This window comes from Anaerotruncus rubiinfantis, assembly GCF_900078395.1.
GTDB classification, from domain to species: Bacteria; Bacillota; Clostridia; order Oscillospirales; family Ruminococcaceae; genus Anaerotruncus; species Anaerotruncus rubiinfantis.
This window is the reverse complement of the sequence record NZ_FKLA01000008.1, coordinates 190395-212099: the sequence shown is the minus strand read 5'-3', so window position 1 is coordinate 212099 and position 21705 is coordinate 190395. Positions and strand designations below refer to the sequence as shown.

18 protein-coding genes are annotated in these 21705 nt (G+C 47.8%); 8 read left to right on the top strand and 10 right to left on the bottom strand.

Annotated features, from left to right (window positions below; all coding sequences use genetic code 11):
* The first annotated feature begins 247 nt into the window (after positions 1-247).
* Together pyk and BN4275_RS03335 are read left to right on the top strand one after the other, a co-directional pair.
* Positions 248-2005: a pyruvate kinase gene (pyk, locus tag BN4275_RS03340; protein WP_066453859.1), complete on the top strand. Its 1758-nt coding sequence runs from the start codon at positions 248-250 to the stop codon at positions 2003-2005.
* A 69-nt stretch (positions 2006-2074) separates the two neighbouring features.
* A complete protein-coding gene (locus tag BN4275_RS03335) occupies positions 2075-2971 on the top strand; it encodes a class B sortase (protein ID WP_066453856.1) in 897 nt (298 codons plus the stop codon).
* Positions 2972-3012: 41 nt separating this feature from the next.
* Here BN4275_RS03335 and BN4275_RS03330 read toward each other — a convergent pair whose 3' ends face one another.
* Positions 3013-3219, bottom strand: coding sequence for a DUF378 domain-containing protein (locus BN4275_RS03330; protein WP_066453853.1), 207 nt, complete (start codon positions 3217-3219; stop codon positions 3013-3015).
* A 49-nt stretch (positions 3220-3268) separates the two neighbouring features.
* Complete coding sequence (locus tag BN4275_RS03325; protein WP_066453850.1) at positions 3269-3640, bottom strand: hypothetical protein; 372 nt, start codon at positions 3638-3640, stop codon at positions 3269-3271.
* Positions 3641-3731: 91 nt separating this feature from the next.
* Between BN4275_RS03325 and BN4275_RS03320 the strand changes: the two genes are divergently transcribed.
* Positions 3732-4355 carry a cyclase family protein gene (locus BN4275_RS03320; protein WP_066453847.1) on the top strand — a complete coding sequence of 208 codons (624 nt, stop codon included), beginning with the start codon at positions 3732-3734 and terminating at the stop codon, positions 4353-4355.
* Positions 4356-4496: 141 nt separating this feature from the next.
* Positions 4497-6029, top strand: a complete 1533-nt coding sequence (gene guaA, locus BN4275_RS03315; protein WP_066453844.1) for a glutamine-hydrolyzing GMP synthase — start codon at positions 4497-4499, stop codon at positions 6027-6029.
* Positions 6030-6116: 87 nt separating this feature from the next.
* On the opposite strand, the gene BN4275_RS03310 is transcribed toward guaA, so the two are convergent.
* The 4 genes from BN4275_RS03310 to BN4275_RS03295 all read right to left on the bottom strand — a co-directional run bounded on the left by BN4275_RS03310 (position 6117) and on the right by BN4275_RS03295 (position 9633).
* Positions 6117-7175: a site-specific integrase gene (locus tag BN4275_RS03310; protein ID WP_066453837.1), complete on the bottom strand. Its 1059-nt coding sequence runs from the start codon at positions 7173-7175 to the stop codon at positions 6117-6119.
* 67 nt (positions 7176-7242) lie between these two features.
* Positions 7243-7434, bottom strand: coding sequence for a helix-turn-helix transcriptional regulator (locus BN4275_RS03305; protein ID WP_066453828.1), 192 nt, complete (start codon positions 7432-7434; stop codon positions 7243-7245).
* Positions 7435-7511: 77 nt separating this feature from the next.
* The gene (locus tag BN4275_RS03300) at positions 7512-8318 is read right to left on the bottom strand and encodes a hypothetical protein (protein WP_066453823.1); all 807 of its coding nucleotides are present in this window, start codon (positions 8316-8318) and stop codon (positions 7512-7514) included.
* A gap of 79 nt (positions 8319-8397) precedes the next feature.
* A complete protein-coding gene (locus BN4275_RS03295; RefSeq protein ID WP_066453820.1) occupies positions 8398-9633 on the bottom strand; it encodes a site-specific integrase in 1236 nt (411 codons plus the stop codon).
* Between the two features lie 354 nt (positions 9634-9987).
* Here BN4275_RS03295 and BN4275_RS03290 point away from each other — a divergent pair, with 354 nt between their 5' ends.
* The 4 genes from BN4275_RS03290 (at position 9988) to BN4275_RS03275 (ending at position 18002) form a co-directional block, all read left to right on the top strand.
* A complete protein-coding gene (locus BN4275_RS03290; protein WP_066453817.1) occupies positions 9988-12708 on the top strand; it encodes a DEAD/DEAH box helicase in 2721 nt (906 codons plus the stop codon).
* Between the two features lie 318 nt (positions 12709-13026).
* The gene (locus tag BN4275_RS03285) at positions 13027-15276 is read left to right on the top strand and encodes an ATP-dependent nuclease (RefSeq protein WP_066453815.1); all 2250 of its coding nucleotides are present in this window, start codon (positions 13027-13029) and stop codon (positions 15274-15276) included.
* A 3-nt stretch (positions 15277-15279) separates the two neighbouring features.
* Positions 15280-17154: a UvrD-helicase domain-containing protein gene (locus tag BN4275_RS03280; RefSeq protein ID WP_066453812.1), complete on the top strand. Its 1875-nt coding sequence runs from the start codon at positions 15280-15282 to the stop codon at positions 17152-17154.
* A gap of 395 nt (positions 17155-17549) precedes the next feature.
* On the top strand, positions 17550-18002 hold the full coding sequence (locus tag BN4275_RS03275) for an SRA domain-containing endonuclease (RefSeq protein WP_118480870.1): 453 nt from the start codon (positions 17550-17552) through the stop codon (positions 18000-18002).
* Between the two features lie 733 nt (positions 18003-18735).
* On the opposite strand, the gene BN4275_RS03270 is transcribed toward BN4275_RS03275, so the two are convergent.
* The 4 genes from BN4275_RS03270 to BN4275_RS03255 form a co-directional block, all read right to left on the bottom strand.
* Positions 18736-19416: a sigma-70 family RNA polymerase sigma factor gene (locus tag BN4275_RS03270; protein WP_066453810.1), complete on the bottom strand. Its 681-nt coding sequence runs from the start codon at positions 19414-19416 to the stop codon at positions 18736-18738.
* Positions 19413-19850 (bottom strand): anti-sigma F factor, encoded by a 438-nt coding sequence (spoIIAB, locus tag BN4275_RS03265; protein WP_066453809.1) that lies wholly within the window; start codon positions 19848-19850, stop codon positions 19413-19415. The genes BN4275_RS03270 and spoIIAB overlap by 4 nt, the downstream gene beginning before the upstream one ends.
* Positions 19837-20208 carry an STAS domain-containing protein gene (locus tag BN4275_RS03260; protein WP_066453806.1) on the bottom strand — a complete coding sequence of 124 codons (372 nt, stop codon included), beginning with the start codon at positions 20206-20208 and terminating at the stop codon, positions 19837-19839. Before BN4275_RS03260 ends, spoIIAB begins: the two co-directional genes overlap by 14 nt.
* 118 nt (positions 20209-20326) lie before the next feature.
* Complete coding sequence (locus BN4275_RS03255; RefSeq protein WP_066453803.1) at positions 20327-21598, bottom strand: bifunctional folylpolyglutamate synthase/dihydrofolate synthase; 1272 nt, start codon at positions 21596-21598, stop codon at positions 20327-20329.
* Between the last annotated feature and the right edge of the window lie 107 nt (positions 21599-21705).

Genomic DNA, 21705 nt, shown 5'->3' with positions numbered 1-21705 from the left:
TTCCTTTTTAAAGGTTTTATGAATTTTTTACCGATCAATTTGACACCCGAAAAAATGATGCTATACTTGAAAAAGATATATTGTGGGGGTGTGTGCCAGCGCGCCCGTATTTGACTGCAATTCTTCCGGAGTCCTTGACTTTGGCGGCCACAATGGATTAATATTATATAATAATATCCTTTCTTTTGCAGCGGGGAAATTTCTGTCGGCCCCCATACATACAGTCCCAGAATTTGAATAGAGGTGTATGTGTCCTTTGAGAAAAACCAAGATTGTCTGCACCATCGGCCCGGCCTCCAACAGCGAGGACAAAATCCGCGCACTGATCGGGGCCGGTATGAATGTGGCGCGTTTCAACTTTTCACACGGATCGCACGAAACCCACATGGAAAACTTTTCCTGCGTCGACCGCCTGCGCCGGGAGCTGAACCTCCCGGTTGCAACGCTGCTCGATACCAAGGGGCCGGAAATCCGGCTCGGCCTTTTTAAAGGCGGCAAGGCCGATCTTCGGAAAGGCAAGCCCTTCATCCTGACCGCTGCCGAATGCGAGGGAGACGAAAACCGCGCTTCCATCAGCTTTTCCGGGCTGGTGGACGATGTGAAGCAGGGGGACACCATCCTCTTGAACGACGGCGCGATCGCGCTGCGGGTCACCGAGGTGATCCCGCCCGAGATCCACTGTGAAGTGCTCAATGACGGCATTATCTCCGACCGCAAGGGGGTCAACGTCCCCGGCGTGCGGCTTTCGATGCCGTATATCAGTGAAAAGGACCGCGCCGACATCATCTTCGGGATCGAAACCGGCTTTGATTTCATCGCCGCCTCCTTCGCCCGCTGCGCGGCCGATATCCTGGAGGTCCGGCAGCTGCTGGAACGCCACGGCAACAACACCATCCGCATCATTGCGAAGATTGAGAATGCCGAAGGCGTCCAGAATATCGATGAAATCCTGCGTGTTTCGGACGGCATCATGGTCGCCCGCGGCGATATGGGCGTCGAAGTCCCATTTGAGGATGTGCCGGTTTTTCAGAAGCTGCTCATCCGCAAAGGCTATCAGGCGGGCAAAATGGTCATCACCGCCACCCAGATGCTGGAGAGCATGATGCATAACCCCCGCCCCACCCGCGCCGAAGCCGCGGACGTGGCTAACGCGATCTACGACGGTACCAGCGCCGTCATGCTGTCAGGCGAGACCGCAGCAGGAGATTACCCGATCGAGGCGGTGCGCACGATGGCGCAGATCGCCGAACGCGCCGAGCAGTCGATCCATTACCGCAAGCGGTTCCAGATGCGGGAGAGCGACAGCGTGCCGAACGTCACGAGCGCCATTTCCCACGCCACCTGCACCACCGCCTACGACCTGAACGCAACCGCCATCATCACGGTCACCTTTTCGGGTACGACCGCGCGGATGATCTCAAAATACCGTCCGGATATTCCGATTATCGCCTGTACCCATCGGGATTCCACCTATTATCAGCTCGCCCTTTCCTGGGGCGTCACGCCGCTCAAAGCGCAGATTCAGGAGAACACCGACGCCTTGCTCGCCCACGCGGTTCAGCAGGCAAAGGAGGCCGGCCTCGTCAAGGACGGCGATCTTGTGGTGATCACCGCGGGCGTCCCGCTGGGTATCAACGGCACCACCAACCTGCTCAAGGTTCATGTAGTCGGAAATATCCTTGTCAGCGGTCAGGGAGTCAACAAGCTTACCGCGGTCGGCAAGGTCTGCGTCGCGCATACCGAAGAAGAGGCGCTCGCCAACTTCAACGACGGCGACATCCTGGTCATCCCGCACACCTCAAACGCGCTGCTGCCGGTCCTCAAGAAGGCTTCCGGCATCATCACCGAGCGCGGCGGCATGAATTCTCACGCGGCGATCGTCGGCATGACACTGGATATTCCAGTGATTGTGTTTGCGGAAAACGCCACCCAGATTCTCAAATCCTCCACCTTTGTGGAGGTGGACGCGGCCAACGGCACGGTCAGCAACTCCTCCCCGGCATAAAAGATGTATAGCAATATCCCGTTTTGCGGGATGATGTAGATAATCCAGTACACATAAAGGAGCCTGTATATGAAACATTTTCATCTTTCTACCCGACTTGTTGCGCTGATGCTGGCGCTGGTCATGCTGTTCGCGATGACGGCATGTGATCGTTCCGCAAAACCGTCCGATGAGGATTCCTCCTCCGTACCCAGCTCCTCCTCCGGGGTCCCGCCGTTCGTAAACCCGCTCGGCGACGTTGACCTTTCGTCCATCGCGAAACCCGAAGCCCCCGCTCCAGAAGTGCTTGAAAAGCTGAACGCGGCTTATAACCTCAACAATGACGTCGTGGGCTGGCTCAATGTCCCGAACACCACCATTAATAACGAGGTCGTTCAGGGCACCGACAACGAGTTCTATCTGCGCCGCGACACGCAGAAGCGGGACTACTTCCCCGGCTGCTTCTACGCGGATTACGAGTGCAAGTTCGGCGACCGCAATACCCTGTCGAAAAACACGGTCATCTACGGGCACAACATGGGAGCGATGCAGATCGGTACGCAGGATGACCCGAACGAGGTCATGTTTGCCCAGCTGCTCAAATTTTCCGATCAGTCGTTTGCCGAGCAGAACCCGATTTTCTACTTCTCCACCCCCGAAGATAACATGACCTTTAAGGTCTTTTCGGTTATGTACACCGATACCAACCTGGCTTACATCCATCCCAACATGACCAACACCGATTTCACCAAGCTGATTTCCGAAATGAAGGATCGTTCGATCTATGACTATGATGTGGATGTCAATGCCAGCGACAAAATCTTCACCATGTCCACCTGCACCTACAAGTTCGGCGCCGCCGGCACCGCGAACTACAAACAGGCCCGTTTTGTTGTCGTCGGCCGTTTGGTGCGTCCGGGCGAGTCGGTTGATTCCACCGCGAAGCTCACGGTCAACGCGGATGCCAAAGGCCCGCAGTTTCAATAATCACAAATAAAAAGAACCGCCCGCGGGCGGTTCTTTTTTTCTTATTTATGGGCTTCGTAAGGGTCGGGCCGGAACAGGAGCGAAATGCACCAGATGGCGGCAATGGCCACCACCGTGTAGATGATGCGGCTGAAGATACTCCCCTGCCCGCCGAACAGCCAGGCTACGGCGTCAATCTGGAAAATCCCGATCAGCCCCCAGTTAAGGCCACCGATGACAGTTAAAAGCAATGCGATTTTATCAATCATAATGATTTACCTCCTTGGGTTCATACGAACCGGTCGGTTCTAGTATGTGTCACAAAATCCGATTTATACAGCGGATGCGCAGGATCTCTTCCCGGGGTGGTTCCGGAACGGCCGCCACCCCGATGGTCACTGGCACGCCCGGCGCCGCGAAAAACATCAGTCTCCCCGCTTCCTCCCGGGAAATCATCCGGTAGGGCTCCAGCCGCTGCCCATCTAGGAACAGGACGCCTTTCGATTCCTCCGGCGGCAGGGTCACTGCCATCCATTGGAACTGATTCCCCAGCGTCTCTTCAAGAAGCGGCATCGGTACCCGGCGCGGCCCGCCGGGCGGCAGGGTCATGCTCTCCTGTGCCGTGACCCGCACCGCGCAGAACAATAACATCAGGACAGCCAAAAAAACCACAAATGTGCGCTGCAGCATCTTCGGTTTCCCCTTTCCGGTTTGTATCCCGCCATCCGGCGTGTTATACTAAATTTATATATGCTTATTATTGGCCCAGGGAGGCGGTATCATGCAAATGGTTGACCTGACCCATCCGATTTCTTCTTCTATCCCGGTCTTTCCCGGCGATCCCGTCCCCGTCCTCACACCGCTGTGTACCATCGAGGCGGATGGCTGCCGGGTAACCGGGCTTTCATTCGGTTCGCATACCGGCACCCACATCGATTCTCCCGCGCATCTGTTCTCAGAGGGGAAAACGCTCGATCAGTACGCGGTCTCGTCTTTTTCCGGCTCCGGCTGGGCAATCGACTGCTCCGGCCATGCCGGTGAAATCGGACCGGATGCGCTTGACGGCGTTCCCGCGGCGGATTTTTTGCTTTTTTATACCGGCTGGTCCCGCTATTGGGAAACGCCGGATTACCTGTCCGGATTTCCTACCTTCTCCCGTGCGCTCGCCATCCGGCTCGCTGCGCGGCGCTGCAAAGGCGTCGGGTTCGATACTCTTTCGCCCGACCCGGTGGATTCGGCCGGTCTTTTCGCACACCGAACGCTGCTCGGACAAAATACCCTGCTGCTTGAAAACCTCGCAGATTTTGGCCAGATCACAGGAAAGCCCTTTTCGCTCTGCGCGGCGCCGCTCTTATTTGCCGGCGCGGACGGCGCACCCGCGCGGATCGCGGCGATTTTGGAATAGAGCCGGTTTCTGATCGATCAAATTTTGTGCAACCCGACAGACCTCGTTCAAAACAAAAACCTACGCTTGTATTTTGTGCGCTTTTATGGCAGAATATAAAAGGTTCGTTATGTAATTTTTTAAAAGGAATGATCTGATAAAATGAGTCATCAAACGGTTGTGGTATTGGATTTCGGCGGCCAGTATAACCAGTTGATCGCACGCCGGGTGCGCGAATGCGCGGTCTATTGCGAGGTACTGCCGTATAAAACCCCGCTTGCTGAAATTGCGGCAAAAAATCCGATCGGCATCATCTTCACAGGCGGCCCGAACAGCGTTTATCTGCCGGACGCGCCGCACGTGGATCCCGCGATCTTTTCGCTCGGCATCCCGGTGCTTGGCATCTGTTACGGCATCCAAACGATGGCCTATGCGCTCGGCGGACATGTTACCAGCCCCGATTCCCGCGAATATGGTAAAACAGATACATACTATGATACCGGGTGCATTCTCTTTAAAGATTTGCCCGAGCGTGGGATTTCCTGGATGAGCCACACCGATTATATTGATAAGCTTCCGGAGGGCTTCACCGCGACGGCGCACACCGATGCCTGCCCCACCGCAGCAATGCAAAATCCTGAGAAGAAGCTCTACGGGCTGCAGTTTCATCCGGAGGTGCTCCACACCGAAAACGGCATTGCCATGCTTCGCAATTTCCTGCTTGAAGTATGCGGGGCCAAAGGCGACTGGACGATGGGTGATTACGCCCGTCAGACGATCGTTTCCCTGCGTGACAAAATTGGGGACGGCAAGGTTCTTCTCGCCCTCTCCGGCGGTGTGGACAGTTCTGTCTGTGCTGCGCTGCTTTCGCAGGCGATCGGAAATCAGCTCACCTGTATCTTTGTTGATCACGGCCTGATGCGCAAAAATGAAGGCGACGAGGTGGAAACCGCGTTCTCTGGGCGAAATATCAATTTTGTGCGCGTAAATGCGGAGGAACGTTTTCTCGCCAAACTCGCGGGCGTTTCGGAACCAGAAAGCAAACGAAAAATTATTGGTGAGGAATTCATCCGTGTCTTTGAAGAGGAAGCAAAAAAGATTGGCAAGGTGGATTTCCTCGCACAGGGAACCATCTATCCGGATGTGATCGAATCCGGTGCGGGCGACGCCGCCGTTATCAAAAGCCATCACAATGTGGGCGGACTTCCCGACTATGTCGATTTCAAGGAAATCATCGAGCCGCTTCGTCTGCTCTTCAAGGATGAAACCCGCGCGCTCGGCCGTGAACTGGGCTTACCGGATTATCTGGTCAATCGCCAGCCGTTCCCCGGCCCAGGGCTTGCAATCCGCGTGATCGGCGAAATCACCAAGGAAAAGCTTGATATCCTGCGTGATGCCGATTTTATCTTCCGCGAGGAGATCGCCAAGGCGGGGCTCGACCGCGATATCCATCAGTATTTTGCCGTACTCACTTCCATGCGTTCGGTCGGCGTCATGGGCGACGGCCGTACTTACGATTATACCCTTGCACTGCGCGGCGTGACTACCACTGACTTCATGACCGCCGATTGGGCGCGAATCCCGTACGAGACGCTCGATATCATAAGCCGAAGGATTGTAAACGAGGTGCGCAATATCAACCGTATTGTCTACGACATCACCTCAAAACCACCCGCAACGATTGAGTGGGAATAACGTAACCACCGCCGCAAACCCTGTATTCATCAGGGTTTGCGGCTTTCTCTTTCCCCTTCAAGTACACAAACGGTACATGAAATGGGGTTAAAAGAAACTTTGAAGCCTTTCAGCCACCTCGTCCTGCTTATTCGGGTAGAGGTGGGAGTAGGTCTGCAAAGTTGTTTTTATATCTTCATGCCCCAGCCGCTCACTGATCAGCAGCGGGGAGAACCCCATCTCGATCAGCAAGCTCGCATGGCTATGGCGGAGGTCATGAATTCTGATAACCTTGACATCGCCCGTCTTACAGCCTCTGTCCATCTCGTGCTTGAGATAGTGCTTTGTCACAGTGAATAACCGTTCGTTTGGCTCGTAATCCACAAGTTTTTCAACATAAGACTTTATGAGGTCGCAGACAAAGGGCGGCAAGGTAACTTTCCGTTTGCTTTTTGGTGTTTTCGGCTCAAGGATCAGATCCTCGTTGTCGAGCCGTGCGTAGTTTTTGCTGATCGACACTGTGTTCGTATCAAAGTCGAAGTCGTTTAGGGTTAATGCCAGCATTTCTCCAGAACGCATCCCCGACCAGAAGAGCAGATTGAAAATGGTCATGGAAACGATCTTATCGCTGACAGCTGCAATGAAACGCTTAAACTCATCCACCGTCCAGAACAACATACAGTCCGCATTCTTCTTTCCCATAGAGCCACAAATCCGGGCTGGGTTTTCCGGGAGCCTGTAATATTTACAGGCAAAGTTGAAGATCGCAGATACCTGATTATGTACAGTCTTGAGATATGTTTCGCTATAGCCAGCGGGATGCGAAATCAGTGTCGTTTGCCATTGCCGAATTGTAGTTGCGGAGATTTTATTGATTGGCATATTCCCGAAGTAGGGCAGCACATGGGCGCCTATGAGAAATTGTTTGTTTGCATAGGTCGTAGGCTTTAGGCGCGGCTTACAGTCCTCCATATAGAGTTCTACAAGAGAGGAAAAGAGCATATCACAAGAAGCGTGTGCCTTGCTTAAAAACTCCGTTTCATAGGCTTTCGCCTCTTTTTGCAGCTTAAAGCCCATCTTCTTTTTCTGTGTCTTCTTGCCCCTCCAATCAGTAAAAACAAATTTGCAATACCACAATCCGGTTTTTGCGTCTTTGTAGGTAGGCATTTGCACCTCCTTCCGCTACCACAGCTTTATTTTAGCATGATTCCGTTTGGGCGTATAGAATCACGGATCATAGATAAACATTTTCAAAAAAGTATCGAGAAGAAATTTTACCGGCAATCGTGATTTTACCCTGGGCCTTGAGTTCGCTGTTTAATCGCTGTATGATGCGATAAGCTGAGCTTCTTGATATATGGAGTATCGCCGCAACCTCGGTAGCGGTTAAAAATTTCTTATCCTGTTGTTGATTTATCGGGTTCATATCGTCCTCCTTTGGATGTGATGGAATAAAAAAGCACCGCTTATAGGGAATGTCCCAATGAACGGTGTCCTGCGTAGCTATAACCTTGCTAGCAAGGTTTGAAAATAGGCAGTAAAGACTGCTTGTGTATCCTCTGGCAGTGGCGGATAGGAATCATATTGCTTTAACTCCGGATGCCGGAGCATGGTCATAGCGAAGAGGTGAGCGAATAGTTCGCTGAGTTCTTCTGTGCTATCCGTGGTTTGGGTGGTTCGCATCAATCCATCCAGTTGTACAAATAGCTCAGGCAACACCAACAGACTGCCAGTCAACTTGAGATTGAGCAGGTGACCCAGTTCATGGAGCAGTATGGAGCCAGGATTAGTCTTTGTATCTCGCTGGACATGGGGCAAGATGATGTCACAGGTCAACTGTCCGTTCGGGGTAGCATATGGGCGGCAAAGGGCATCGTAGGTGCGGTGGGCGTCGTTAGGCAACAACAGATACAAAAGCGCACTGCCCAGCACCTTTTTGGAAAAGTCATAACACTTGTCCAGTATGGATAAAATGTGCGTGATCTCCTGTGTTGTGATTTGCGGGCCATCCGCGCAAAAGTAGTCCTGCTGAAGATGGTCAGCAATCTCCAGCAGATAACCACGGTTTGCCTTGAGGCTGCTTTGGTAGCTCCAATTGCGATAGAGGTAGGTATAGACAGCAGATGCGCCCTCGCAGATGTACCAGTTTCTATACTCAGACAAAAGACCGTTTAGATAATGGTGCTGACAACGCTCCTCCAGTGTGCCATATAGCTGTTTACATTCAGCCTGCTTCAAATCAGTCCGGGCAGCTTGCTCCTTGAGGTAATTGCCTAGGCCGGTAAATGTTTTGCAGTGGTCTATGTCCATGGAGAGACCTTCCTTCCATTTGAATTCGGGATAAGATTTTTGATACCTTTCTTCGTATACTGGATAGACCTATCGCCTCCTAAGAGATAGGTCTTGCGTTCGATTCCTGTTCATTATCCCCTTTTTGGAAAAAGGCCTCGTCCATGCGTTTAGCATTGGCTATGCGATTATTTTCTAAAATATGACCATACAGTTCAGTAATCATTTCTACCTGAGCATGGCCGGAGTCCCCCTGTACCGCCTTAAGATCTCCCTGTGACAGCACCAGCTTATAGGTGATACTACTGTGCCGCAGGCTGTGGAAAGTCACTTGTGGCAGGCCAGCCGCTTTCAGCGCCTCGTGAAAGCGGTCGGTTAAAGTGTGCTCCTGGATGGGCCGCGCATCCGGATAGCAGAAAATGAGTCCCAGTTCGGTTGCTGGAGAGGATGCCCTAAAGGCTTTCAATTCCGACATCACTGAGGCTGGTAAATAGATAACCCGGTTGCTGGCTTTTGTTTTAGGACGTTTGAGCACCAATGTGGTGCAGGCAGTACACAGCACGGATGGAAATTGATAGAGAATATCTCGTCCCTGTAGCTTAGTCAGCACATGGTTACTGACCCGGCACAGGGTTTTGCTAACTCGAATGCTGCCCTCAGCGAAATCTACATCCTGCCAGGTAAGCGCCAGTAGTTCGCCTTTGCGTAGCGTTCCCGCAAAGGCAAGTGTCACGGCCATGTGCAATATAGGGTTGGTGCAATCATCTAATAGATGTCGTACTTGTTCAGGGATGAGGAAAGCAAGGGAAGTGGGATGTGACTTTGGCAGTGACGCGCCGTGAAAAGGGTTTCGCTGTAAATACTCCCACAGCACCGCCTGCTCAAAGGCACTGTGCAGCAGCTTGTGAAGGCTGCGCAGAGTTTGCGTGGTAATAGTTTTACCTGTTGGGGCATGGCAGCGACCACCTTGTTGTGGTAACTGTGCAAAGCGGTGGTATAGATGTGCCACCACACGGGGAGTGAGTTCTTCAAGGCGCATCATGCCGATGGCCGGGATAAGATAACGGCGTATAAGGCTGCAATTGGCTTGGTAGGTGGACAGTGACCAATGGATAACTCCATATAGCTCCACATATTGCGCAAAAAAATGTTCCACCGTCTGTACACACTGACGGCGGACTTCTGTTCGTGTATGTGAGCATAGTTCCAGTAACTCCTTTCGTTGCTGCGCCTCCTCAAGACTGTAGTAGGTCTCCCATTTTTGCCTTTTCTTTTCGCCTGTGGTATCTGTATAGACAACCGCATAACTTTTGTTTCGTTTTACAATAGATGCCATGATATTAATTCCTCCATAAAAAATTACACTATTCAAACGAAAGTGCTATTTTTAGAATAGCATCTATGTGCCACTAGTTAAAAATGCAAATATAGAAACAAATTTTCTGAGTTAAAGAACTGTAGGTGTGTTTATGACAGATATCATAAACACACCTACAGTTCTTTATTAATCGCCATCCAATGATATTGTATAATAAGTTGAAACAGCGGTTGCTCTTATTTGGAAAAACAGCTATACTTAAACTTATAAAAATTAATGTTTTTCTCCAAGAATCCTGTGATATAACACCATTCTACAGAAGGATGCCCTCGGCGTAGTGACTAGATATATTGGTATAGGAGTTTTGAGTATATGGATATTTTTTCCAAGCTGGTTGTGATGAAGGGAAAAGATTATACCGATAAAGTTATTGACATAGAACCTCAGTATCCTTATATCAAAATCATTCTTTCTAATGGACGGGAATACACGCCGAAATATGAAAATACATATATTGCAGATTTAAGCGGAAGTGTGGATCTAAGCAAAAAAATTGTGCTTTATAATTCCACCCCGCTTTTGAATGTGACGCATCTTTTAGATTTTGGAAAGCTGTATCGTGTAATTTTTAAAGATGGAAAATCTAAAATATATCCTCGTCAATCGATTAGAATAGAGGAGGATTTGCAAAAAAAGCATCGAGAGCTTTGGGAGTACTGGTGCGATATCGCACAGCATGTAAAGATTGGGGAGTCGGATGGAGAAAAAGGAGCCACTTTTGTAGCCAGGGTATTTGCGTCAATTCCTTGCATTCATCCCGAGAGTGCTTTAGCTCAGTATATGAACGGTACTTATGAGCAAATAGATTTGGATGAGATCCCTTTGATTTTTCCGTTCGACTTTAATCAAAGTCAACAGGATGCAATTGTTCAAGCCCTTTGCAACTCCATTTCTGTCATCGAAGGGCCTCCTGGAACCGGAAAAACGCAGACCATTATTAATCTCATTTCCAATCTTGTTGGACAAAGGAACTTAAATGTAGCTATGGTTTCCGGTACGAATGAGGCGGTACGGAATGTGCAAGAGAAATTGAGTCAAGAGGGCTATCACTTTTTGCTTGCAGATTTAGGGAGGAAAGACAAGCAGGAGGCCTTTTTTGCAAATCCACCTCATCCAGATTTAGAGGCATTGACAGGCCATATCGTCCATCTATCTCCGGATGAAATAAGCGATTTGAGCAAGCTGTTTCTAGTAGAACGAGAACGGGCCCAACTTGAGCAGCAGCTTGCAAATTATCGATTGGAGTACGAGCATTTCAGACGTTATCGCCAATCGCAAGATTATAATGACATGGAGACACTAAGCGTTTCAAAATTACCATCAGAAAAAATCGTACAGTTTTTGGCGGAAACGCAGTTAAATGTTCTTCAGAATAAGAAGACCTCGTTCTTTTATAGACTAAAACTTTTTTTAAAATATCGCTTTAAAGAGTTTTCTCTACTGAAGCAAAATGAAATTAAACTGGTGTTGGAAGTCCAGAGTTACTATTATGAAGCCAAAATATCAGAAATAAGCAGACAAATTGAGGAGCTTAAATCGCAATTACTGCGCTCTAATTTTGAAGAACGGCAAAAGGCGTATCAGAAGGCTTCCCGAGAAATATTAAACCACAACCTCGTAAAGCGTTATGCCGAACTGGATGATGCGACATTTACGAAAGAGTCGTTCAAAAAGGATTTTGTTCGTTTTCTGACCCACTATCCGGTAATCCTCAGCACAACATTTTCGATTATTAACAGCATCCCCAAAGGGTTCCTATTTGATTATTTGATCATTGATGAATCTTCGCAGGTGGATATTTTAAGCGGCATCCTTGCGTTGTCCTGTTGCAAGCGTGCGGTGATTGTCGGAGATACCAAGCAACTTCCGCAAATTGTCGATGAAAAGATAAAGGACAAGCTTGTTACACATTGCCCAGTCCCTTCTTATGACTACTTTTGCCATAGCTTGTTATCTTCCGTGATAAAGGTGCTTGGAGAAAAAGCACCTCGGAAACTGCTGCATGAGCATTATCGCTGTGAGCCGGCAATCATTCAATTTTGCAACCAACGCTATTATGGCGGAGAACTCGTTGTTTTAAAGAAAGGTTCAGAGCAGACCCCGCTCGTCCTATGCCAAACAGTTCCCGGAAACCACATGAGAATGGTGACAAAAGGTGAAGGGAAAGGAAAATTCAATCAGCGAGAATTAGATACAATCATGGAAGAGATACTGACGGATCCCGATCGGTTGGATACTTCGAAAATCGGGTTTACTACCCCATATGTAAAGCAGGCGCAAAAGGCGGATGGCATATTCCCAAAGGAACTGGAATGCGACACAATACATAAATACCAAGGACGCCAAAAAGAAATTATGATTTTATCAACGGTGTTGAGCAATACACGGTATGGTCATATCGGCCTTCGATTTGTGGACGATCCGCACAAGATTAACGTTGCTGTTTCACGCGCGCAGCGACAGTTTATTTTAGTGACAGATAAAGCCCTTTTTGAACGTTCGGCCAAAGAACTTAAAGCGCTCATTGGGTATATGGAGTATCAGTTGTTGGATGCAGCTATTGTAGAGTCAAAGGTTGTATCTGTCTTTGACTTGCTTTATCAAGAGTATTCTCATACCCTGCTCGAATTTGGAAAACGGCTTCCCTCCATTTCACGATATCAGTCTGAAAATATTATGTTCCAACTACTGTCCGACATCTTAAAAGAACCGAATTACAAGGACTATTCTTTTGCATTTCAAGTTTTGCTGAAGAATTTATTTCATGATTTGCAGCTACTGACAAGGAATGAAATAGAGTATATCAACCATAGGGCCTCCGTTGATTTTGTCGTGTATAATGAAGCTACGCGGAAGCCAGCTTTTGTCATAGAAGTAGATGGCTTTGCATCCCACGAAAATAACCCCCGGCAACAAGAAAGAGATTTGATGAAAGATCACATTTTCAAAGTGTACGGACTTCCACTACTCCGCCTATCAACAAATAGCAGTGGGGAGGAAGTGAAAATCCGTAAAATATTGGAACAGATTTAAGTAGAGTATAGCAATTAGAAGATGCCTCAAACAGTATAACAGTATTCATATCGGGTTGTTTCATATAACTTAAAAGGAAGCCTCTTTGCCTTTTGAAGTAAGAGTGATGCTTGGTTGTTTAGAAATATTGAGCAGATTACGTGTGAAGATGATAATATTGAAAATGCATTTAACATGTTGAATCAAGAATTGTTTACTAATTTGTTAGGCATTGACCAGAGCATCTGTACTCAGTGCCGAACCATTTGGAAAAAGATACAGAAAAGAAGATTGGGACGAGGATAACAATTTAATTTGTTCGAAAGAGGAGCTGATTAGGTGAAAATCGCATTTGTTGAAATTCAGAATTTCAGGAAACTACAATCTTGTAGAATTGAATTCGGTCCTGAGTCAACTGTTTTTGTTGGAGCAAACAATAGTGGCAAAACAAGTGCGATGACAGCACTTAAAAAGTTTCTAAAGAAACGGAAATTAGTGTTAAATGATTTTACGATGACCAATTTTATAGGCATTAATAAGATTGGTCATCGTATTCTCGAACCTCAGGAAGACAATCCAATTTTGCGGAATGAATGGCTACCGTTATTGCCAGCGATGGATGTTTGGCTAGATGTTAAGGCAGATGAACTTAGATATGTTGCTGAAATTATTCCTACTTTAGACTGGACAGAGGGGAAAATTGGAATTCGACTCATATATGAACCAAAGGATTATGAGAAACTTTATGGCGACTTTGCAGAAGCATTTCAGAAAGCACATGGTGGAAAAGATGGTCTAAAATTATGGCCCAACGATTTTTGCGATTTCTTGGGTGTGAAAATGCAGTCGTTGTTTACAATGAATGCCTACATTTTAAATCCTGAAAACATTCAAGATATCGGTGCTGATGATACTGCACGGCCACAAGCAATGCTGGTAGATATAGCCCCGTTGGACTTTGATCCTTTTAAAAAATTAATTAGAGTAGATATCATATCTGCGCAGCGCGGCCTTGATGATAGCGATGACAAAGACGATAAAGATGCACAGTCTGCAGAGAGTAGTTTACTTTCCAATCAGTTAAGAGCGTACTATGATAAACAATTAGATCCAGAACACGAACCATCTGCATCAGATTTGAAGGCACTGAAAGAATTGCAAGGAGCAAGTGAAGTTTTCAACCAACAGATATCCAAAAAGTTTCATAAAGCTATGAGAGAGCTTGCGCAATTTGGCTATCCTGGGAAATATAACCCGAATATCATTGTTGAAGCGAAAACCAAAGCAGGTGATGTGCTTTCGCATAATACAACCATTCGATATCCTCTTTTTTCTAACGAAGAAATTCCATATACATTACCAGAAAAATATAATGGATTAGGGTACCAAAATCTAATTTCTATGTCCTTTAGGCTAATGAGCTTCCGTGACTCTTGGATGAATAGAAATAGGAATAATCCAGATGACGAGGACAAAGAAGTTAAAGTGATTCCGCCAATCCATTTGGTTTTGATTGAAGAACCAGAAGCTCACTTACATACCCAAGTACAGCAAGTGTTCATTAAAAATGCATATAAAATCTTACGGAATCATCCTAAGCTGAAAAACAAAAAGATATATAACACACAATTGCTGGTAACAACGCATTCAAGTTATATTGCTCTTGAAAGCAAGTTCGAGAATCTGCGATATTTTAGAAGGACAAGAAATTCCTCAAAACTCCCAACAACCGTAGTTGTGAACTTAAACACTGTTTTTGGAGCAAAAACTGATACTGCAAAATTTGTTACACGATATTTGAAAACTACCCACTGCGACCTATTTTTTGCAGATGCGGTCATAATGGTTGAAGGTGCTGCTGAGCGAATGTTATTGCCTCACTTTATCGAGCACCACTATAACCAGCTAAATCAAACATATATCTCAATATTGGAAATTAACGGGCGACATGCACATAGGTTACGGGGGTTGATTGAAACATTGGGAATTTTCTGCCTCATTATAACGGATATCGATACTGTAGATCCCAAAAGCAAAAAGAGCGTTATGCCGCAACGAAATAAAGGACAAATTTCCACGAATGAAACAATTATTAATTGGCTTCCCAAGCAAAGCTCTGCCGACACACTATGGGCCGCTTCTTTTGAGGAAAAGCAAGTCAGATATGAGAACAATCCAGATGCGTTTATCGGAGTAGCATACCAAATTCCTGTCAAAATTAAATTTTCTGATGGCTCAGAGTATGAATTGATTCCCAATACGTTTGAAGATGCATTGGCCTATGAAAATTTTAATATGTTCAAAACCTTGAAAGGTCTGGGAACAATAAAAAAATTGAGAGCTATTTTCAAGGATGAAGACGCTTATAAAATATCCACAGGTGTATATAAATTGATTTATGGAGCAAAAGATGAAAATAACAAACGACAGAAAGGCATTGATAAAGCAGAGTTTGCGCTTCAATTGCTGTATAACAAAGATCCCCAAAACATTGTACCTCCCTCATACATTGCAGAGGCTTTGCAGTGGTTGGAAGATTCCCTGATTCAGAGGGAGGACGGGGATTTTGCGTCAGAAGGGGAGGCGTAAGGGATGCCGGACAATAATGTTGTGAACGATGATCAGCGAGATGATGCAGTTGATCAAACAATCAGAACTTGTTTAGACCAAGATAAGCCCCAAAGCTTTTTTCTTTTTGCTGGAGCAGGTAGCGGTAAGACAAAAAGCCTTATCGATGCATTAGACTTTTTGCTATGTAAATATGGGCAACGATTTATGGAACTAAGAAGAAACATTGCTGTTATTACATATACAAATGCGGCTTGTGATGAGATCAAAAGAAGAGTACAGTACAACCCTTTATTTCAAATATCAACCCTGCATAGTTTTGCGTGGACTCTTATCCAACCATATACGCAAGATATAAAAGAGTTTTTATATTCTGATTTGTCTCACCGAATTGAGGAAAATGAGCAAAAGCAGATAACAGGGCGTAAAAATAGCAAAACCTACCGAGACAGAGAAAAGAAAATTGCAGCATATCGTGAACGGATAGAAAAGCTTAGCGGCATCAAAAAATTTATTTATAATCCAGATGGAGTTAATACCGAAAAGAATTCTTTGGATCATGACGAAGTACTCCGTATATGTGCTGCTTTTTTGAGCACTAAGCAAACTTTTCAAGACATTGTAGTGGATCGGTTTCCGGTTCTGCTTATTGACGAGAGTCAAGATACTAAAAAAGTATTGTTGGATGCATTCCTAATCCTGGAAAAGACTCATAGAGGAAAATTTTGTCTGGGACTGTTGGGGGATATTATGCAGCGCATTTATCTTGACGGGAAAGAAAGAATACAAGATTTTGTCCCATCGGAGTGGGCTAAACCTTGTAAAAAGATGAATCATAGAAGTCGAGAAAGAATTGTGACACTGTGTAATGATATTAGGCGGCCAATTGACGGAATTGAGCAAATCACTCGCCAAGATAAGCCAGGAGGAATCGTTCGACTATTTCTTGCGGAGCGAAATGCGGATCGTATAGCCACAGAATCTGCTGTTCAAGAAAAAATGAGTTTATATACAGGAGATCCTAAATGGCTGGCTTCTAGCAATAATAAATATTTAACACTTGAACACCACATGGCAGCAAAACGTTTGGGCTTTGATGACTTTTTTGATCCTCTATATAAAGTTTCTTCATATAAGCAAGGCATAGGTGATGGCTCATTGTCTGCTATTTCGGTGCTGTCAAAAATTATTATTCCATTATTCAAGGTGTGCCAAGAAAATAATCACTTTGCGGTTATGCAACTTATCAAGCAGTATTCTCCTTTGGTGCGTAACAGCGTAAAGCACCACAGTTTCACTGCTACAAATCTTAAAGGCCTTCACGAGAGTACGAAGAAACTTTTGAATTTATGGAATGACGGAAATGATCCCAAATGTATAGAAATTCTGAGAATTATTAAAGCAGAAGGCCTTTTTGATCTGCCTGGCGATATTAGTGTTTTACTCGCACGGGAAGATGACATACAGGGGCAGCAGGAAAACCCGGAAGATCAGGCTGAAAGGATAGATGCATTGGAAAAAGCAATGCAAGTTCCTTTTTCCCATTTCGTAAAGTATTATAGCTATATTTCAGGGAAGGAAGGCTTTGATACGCATCAGGGAGTTAAGGGATTGCAATTTGAACGTGTGATGACAATTATTGACGATAACGAGGCCCAAGGAACAACTTTTAATTACGAAAAACTTCTGGGTATTGCAGAAATGTCTGATGCGGATCAAAGGAATCTGCAACAGGGAAAAGAAACTACAATTGATCGTACAAGAAGATTGCTCTATGTGACTTGTAGTCGTGCAATTGATAGCTTGGCAATTGTCATTTATGTGGATCGTACTGATCAAGCATTTGAAAAAATATTGACATGCGGATGGTTTCGTCCAGAAGAAATACAGACTATTTAAACCAAGGCTGCTTCATGGATTACGAATTTAGCTGGAAAGTAATTCAGGTCGAATAAACTCTCGTTGCAACTTAAAAACGTCAATTTGTAAACATTATGAAAATACACTCTATAGATTAAGGCATGGGCCATCATTTATAAAAGCCCATGCCTTGGTGTGGTAGCACTAATATTGTAAGTTGAAACAGCAAGCGGAGATCATATAGAATTGATCAAAAGCATTGGTGACGAAGCAATGGTACCTGTGAGACATGTGAAATTGCGGTACACGAAAAGTACACGGATTTTCCGCCAATCAAAATACTGCTGAAATTGAGCGGGAATTTTGCGAATGATAGCACCAAAAAGCATTGAAAATAGCTATGAAAACGAACCTGGAACAGAGTGGGAATGATTATGGGAAATCTATTACTAAAGCAAGGAAACGAGTTTATAAATAGGGCTGAAATCAGTGAGTTATTAGGTGGAAATCCGCAAAGTGGAATCACCGTAGCAAGCAAAACAAATGCTATTCTCTTGTTTAAAAACGCGGAAGAGCTTTATTCGGACTATTTCTATCCTCGAGGCTCATATGAATTTTGTATGTACACAGGTATTGGTAGAAATGGTCATCAGGATAGTTTAGAGAACAAAATGTACGATTTGAATATGGCTGTTCTCTCTCATAAGAAACAGGGCAAACCATTATTGCTTTTTGAGAAGAGAAAACGGAAATATTGTTTTGTTGGTGAATATGAATTAACAGAAACACACCAAAACATTCAGCCGGATGATGAAAAATTTCTGCGGCGGGTATTTGTTTTTCACTTAAAAAAGATTGCTGATACTGCTGAATTAGCGCTTTTTTAATTCCGACCGCAACTAAGACGAAATAAAATGCATCCATCCGCCCGGGAACCCTTTTCGGATCACGGGCTTCTCATCGATCAATATCTCCCCATCCCATATGCTGTTCATACACGGAAAATTTTTTCTCAGGCAGATTTACGGGTCCTTTCCCCATAAATCCGGAAAGCTTTCAAAAATGCCGGTGTCCTTTTCGAAAACCTCCAGACCGCTCTTTTCCATCCGAGTCGCCGCTGGGCCTGCCGCCGCATAGTATGGGTTTGTAAGCAACAACAAGCGGCGGCAGTATTAGGGTGGCGACAGCCCTCAGAACAGCCTGCGTATGACGACCTGCCGCTTCAGATAGAGTTGGCTCATCCGGGGAAGGAAAATTCCTTCCCCGGGGGCGGCTGACCTGAGGCCAAAGGCTGTGACAACGCGCCTACTTATTACCGCTTTCGATATTGCTCACCGGCCCTCTCCGCGAAGGCTGTAAAAGGACCGGACGCCTACTGGCGTCCGGTCCTTCTTTCGTGCGGCTGGGCATCGCCGCGCGGTGGATGCGTTCTCCAGGCGCATCCACCTTTTTTCAGTTTAATGACAAACAGAGTTCCGCTCTTGCTCAAACCAAAATGAATGCCGCAGGCACACCCCCTTCCAAATCCGCCACCAAAAGCGGAGAACGAATGTGGGATGGATCTTCAAGCTGCTGTCGCGGCAGCGCCGTCCGTACCTTGCCGTGGTCGAACAGCCGCGGCTAGCCGGTAAGTTCGGCGCGCAGGGCGGTGAGAATTTTCTTTTCACGTCTGGAAACCTGTACCTGGGTCATGCCAAGTCTCGCAGCGGTCTGCACTTGAGTCATACCGGAAAAATAACGCAGGACGATCAGTTTTCGGTCGTTTGGCTCCAGACTGCCTACCACCTGTTTGAGGGAAATAATATCCGAAAGGAGGTCCTCGGGCGAATCAACAGGCAGATCAATCTGCCCGCCGCCATCGTCGTCGCTTTCAGTGAGGGAAATGGGCGGAGCCGAGGCGCAAAGAGCCTCCACGACCTGTTCTTCGGGCAGATCCATCGCCTCAGACAGTTCGCTTACGCTTGGTTCCCGGCCAAGGACATTGGAAAGCGTTTCGCGCTGGCGGGCAATCTTCATGGAGAGCTCCTTGATCGAGCGGGATACCTTGACCGCTCCTCCATCCCGGAACAGGCGGCGCATTTCACCCAGGATGACCGGCACCGCATAGGTGGAAAACCGTACGCCCCGTTCCTCATCGAAGGCATCCGCAGCCTTGCAGAGGCCCATACAGCCCGCCTGGAACAGATCGTCGTATTCAATTCCCCTTCCTTTGAAGCGGTGTGCACAGGAGTGTACCAGCCCGATATTCTGCGAGATGGTCTGCTCGCGTTTTGACGCGGCGCATTCGATCACTGGATTCATGCCTCCTTACAGCGGATTCTCCTTTCCAGCGTCACCGTCGTCCCCTTTCCCTCTTTGGAAACAACCTTCACCTTGTCCATCAGGCTCTGCATCACGGCAAAGCCGAGTCCTGCGCGTTCCTCTTCCGGAGCCGAGGTATAAAGTGGTTCCATCGCTTTTGGAATGTCGGGAATGCCGCAGCCTTTATCCCGGATTTTGATGACAATACGGCTCTGCGGCATGATGCTGGCGGATATGTACACGACGCCGAGCTTATCGCGGTAAGCATGCACAATGCAGTTGGTCACCGCCTCGCTCACTGCCGTCTTAATATCCGAGAGTTCCTCAACCGTCGGATCAAGCTGTGCCACAAACGCCGCCACGGTGGTGCGTGAAAACGCCTCGTTGACCGAACGTCCCTCAAACTGCAGTTTCATGGAATTAATTGCTTTCATCGTCATTTCCTCCGTTGTCCCCGGTTTTTGCCATGGCTTTTGGCCGTTCGGTTTTCTCCATCACCGCGAGGCGGTCAAGCCCCGCGAGTACCATGACTTTTTTCAGATGGCTTGCAATATTCACCAGATGCACTGAACCGCCCAGCTCCTGCATCAGTTTATAGCGGCCCATCACCAGCCCGATGCCGGACGAATCCATAAAGGTCACATCCTTGAAATCAAGGTCCAGTTCCCGGACCTGCGCGCGGGTAACCGCCTCGTCGATCGTTTCCCGCATCTCCTTTGCACTGTGATGATCGATGTCACCAATCAGCCGCGCAATCAGGATTTCATCGGCGATGTCAATCTGTACGCTCATACCCTATTCAACTTCCCTTCTCCGGCTGCCCGGAAATTTTCGTAAAAAGAAAAAGCCCTACCCCTATAGGATAGAGCTTGTCCGATAAAAAACATGTCAAACTTTGCGAAAAAATGGATTAATCTCCGCTATTTTCCAAAAGATACGGCCGCGCCGCAGACGCCAGATAAAGCGACCCGCAGACCACTGCCGCACCGCCTTCCGCACGGGCCTGCGCAATCGCCTGTTTTAGCGCGGCAGGCAGACTTTCGCAAGAGGTGGCGTCCGCGCCCAACGCGGCCGCACGCTGCGAAAGCTCTGCGCCCGAAAGCGCACGGGAATTTTCCGGCGTGACACAGATGAGCCTGCGAAAATACGGCAGCAGAATTTCGAGCGCGCCGGAACTGTCCTTGTCCGCGAGCATGCCCATCACCGCCGTGATGGGACGGCTGCCAAGCAGTGAAAGCGACTGGGCCAGCGCCGCCGCCCCCTGCGGGTTATGCGCACCATCCAAAAATACCGGCGGGTCATGCTGCATCAGTTCCATCCGCGCCGGAAAGCGCACCGAAGCAAGGCCTTGCCCGGCAAAGCAGTGCGCCCCTTTGAAACCAGGAAAGCGGGACAGTTCGTCCACAACGGTGATTGCGGTCAGGGCGTTGTCTATCTGGTAGGCGCCCGGCAGCGGCAGATGAATCTGATATCCGTTATAAATAAAATCCGAACCGGAAATTTCCATGTACAGGCCTTCCACAGCGCTCCTGTTCGGCTGGACGACCGTGCCGTCCCCATGCAGCATTGCCTCCTCATAGATCACGGCAAGCGCGTCCGGGTCCTGCCCGCCGCAGGTCACCGTCCGCACGCCCGGTTTGATGATGCCGCATTTCTCGCGGGCAATCGCTTCCACCGTGTCGCCGAGCAGCGCAGTATGATCCATGCCGATCTTGGTGATGACGCTGAGCATCGGCTTTTTAAGGACATTGGTGGCATCCAGCCTGCCGCCAAGCCCCACTTCGATCACACAAATTTCGCATTTCTGCCGCAAAAACCACAAAAAGGCAAGCGCGGTGACAAAGGCGAATTCTGTGAGGCCGCCCGCCCGCTCTGAGAGCGGGCGGAGTTCCTCGGTGAGCGCGGCAAGCGCCTCTTTAGGGATCATCTCGCCGTCGATCTGGATGCGCTCCCGGAAATCGATGATATACGGGGAGATATAAAGGCCGGTTTTATAGCCCGCGGCGCGCAGAATTGACGCGGTCATCGCGGCGGTCGAGCCTTTGCCGTTCGTCCCGGCGATGTGGACCGTTTTGAGCTCGTCCTGAGGATTTTCGAGCATCCGCATAAGCGCGCGCATTGGGCCGAGGTCCGGAAAACGCGGCAGTGAATGGATATAGGCGAGGGCTTCTTCGTAGGTCATGGGTTCATCTCCTTTGGAAAGCGGCATCGATAGAGCCGGAAAAGAAAAGGATGGGGGGATTTCTCTTGCAAATCCCCCCATACCCCCAAATACGCTTGAACAATCAG

What these genes read in the sequence shown, in the direction of transcription:
- pyk (WP_066453859.1), top strand. Translation starts at nt 248, where the DNA reads ATGTGTCCTTTGAGAAAAACCAAGATTGTCTGCACCATCGGCCCGGCC.
- BN4275_RS03335 (WP_066453856.1), top strand. Translation starts at nt 2,075, where the DNA reads ATGAAACATTTTCATCTTTCTACCCGACTTGTTGCGCTGATGCTGGCG.
- BN4275_RS03330 (WP_066453853.1), bottom strand. Translation starts at nt 3,219, where the DNA reads ATGATTGATAAAATCGCATTGCTTTTAACTGTCATCGGTGGCCTTAAC.
- BN4275_RS03325 (WP_066453850.1), bottom strand. Translation starts at nt 3,640, where the DNA reads ATGCTGCAGCGCACATTTGTGGTTTTTTTGGCTGTCCTGATGTTATTG.
- BN4275_RS03320 (WP_066453847.1), top strand. Translation starts at nt 3,732, where the DNA reads ATGCAAATGGTTGACCTGACCCATCCGATTTCTTCTTCTATCCCGGTC.
- guaA (WP_066453844.1), top strand. Translation starts at nt 4,497, where the DNA reads ATGAGTCATCAAACGGTTGTGGTATTGGATTTCGGCGGCCAGTATAAC.
- BN4275_RS03310 (WP_066453837.1), bottom strand. Translation starts at nt 7,175, where the DNA reads ATGCCTACCTACAAAGACGCAAAAACCGGATTGTGGTATTGCAAATTT.
- BN4275_RS03305 (WP_066453828.1), bottom strand. Translation starts at nt 7,434, where the DNA reads ATGAACCCGATAAATCAACAACAGGATAAGAAATTTTTAACCGCTACC.
- BN4275_RS03300 (WP_066453823.1), bottom strand. Translation starts at nt 8,318, where the DNA reads ATGGACATAGACCACTGCAAAACATTTACCGGCCTAGGCAATTACCTC.
- BN4275_RS03295 (WP_066453820.1), bottom strand. Translation starts at nt 9,633, where the DNA reads ATGGCATCTATTGTAAAACGAAACAAAAGTTATGCGGTTGTCTATACA.
- BN4275_RS03290 (WP_066453817.1), top strand. Translation starts at nt 9,988, where the DNA reads ATGGATATTTTTTCCAAGCTGGTTGTGATGAAGGGAAAAGATTATACC.
- BN4275_RS03280 (WP_066453812.1), top strand. Translation starts at nt 15,280, where the DNA reads ATGCCGGACAATAATGTTGTGAACGATGATCAGCGAGATGATGCAGTT.
- BN4275_RS03275 (WP_118480870.1), top strand. Translation starts at nt 17,550, where the DNA reads ATGGGAAATCTATTACTAAAGCAAGGAAACGAGTTTATAAATAGGGCT.
- BN4275_RS03270 (WP_066453810.1), bottom strand. Translation starts at nt 19,416, where the DNA reads ATGAATCCAGTGATCGAATGCGCCGCGTCAAAACGCGAGCAGACCATC.
- spoIIAB (WP_066453809.1), bottom strand. Translation starts at nt 19,850, where the DNA reads ATGAAAGCAATTAATTCCATGAAACTGCAGTTTGAGGGACGTTCGGTC.
- BN4275_RS03260 (WP_066453806.1), bottom strand. Translation starts at nt 20,208, where the DNA reads ATGAGCGTACAGATTGACATCGCCGATGAAATCCTGATTGCGCGGCTG.
- BN4275_RS03255 (WP_066453803.1), bottom strand. Translation starts at nt 21,598, where the DNA reads ATGACCTACGAAGAAGCCCTCGCCTATATCCATTCACTGCCGCGTTTT.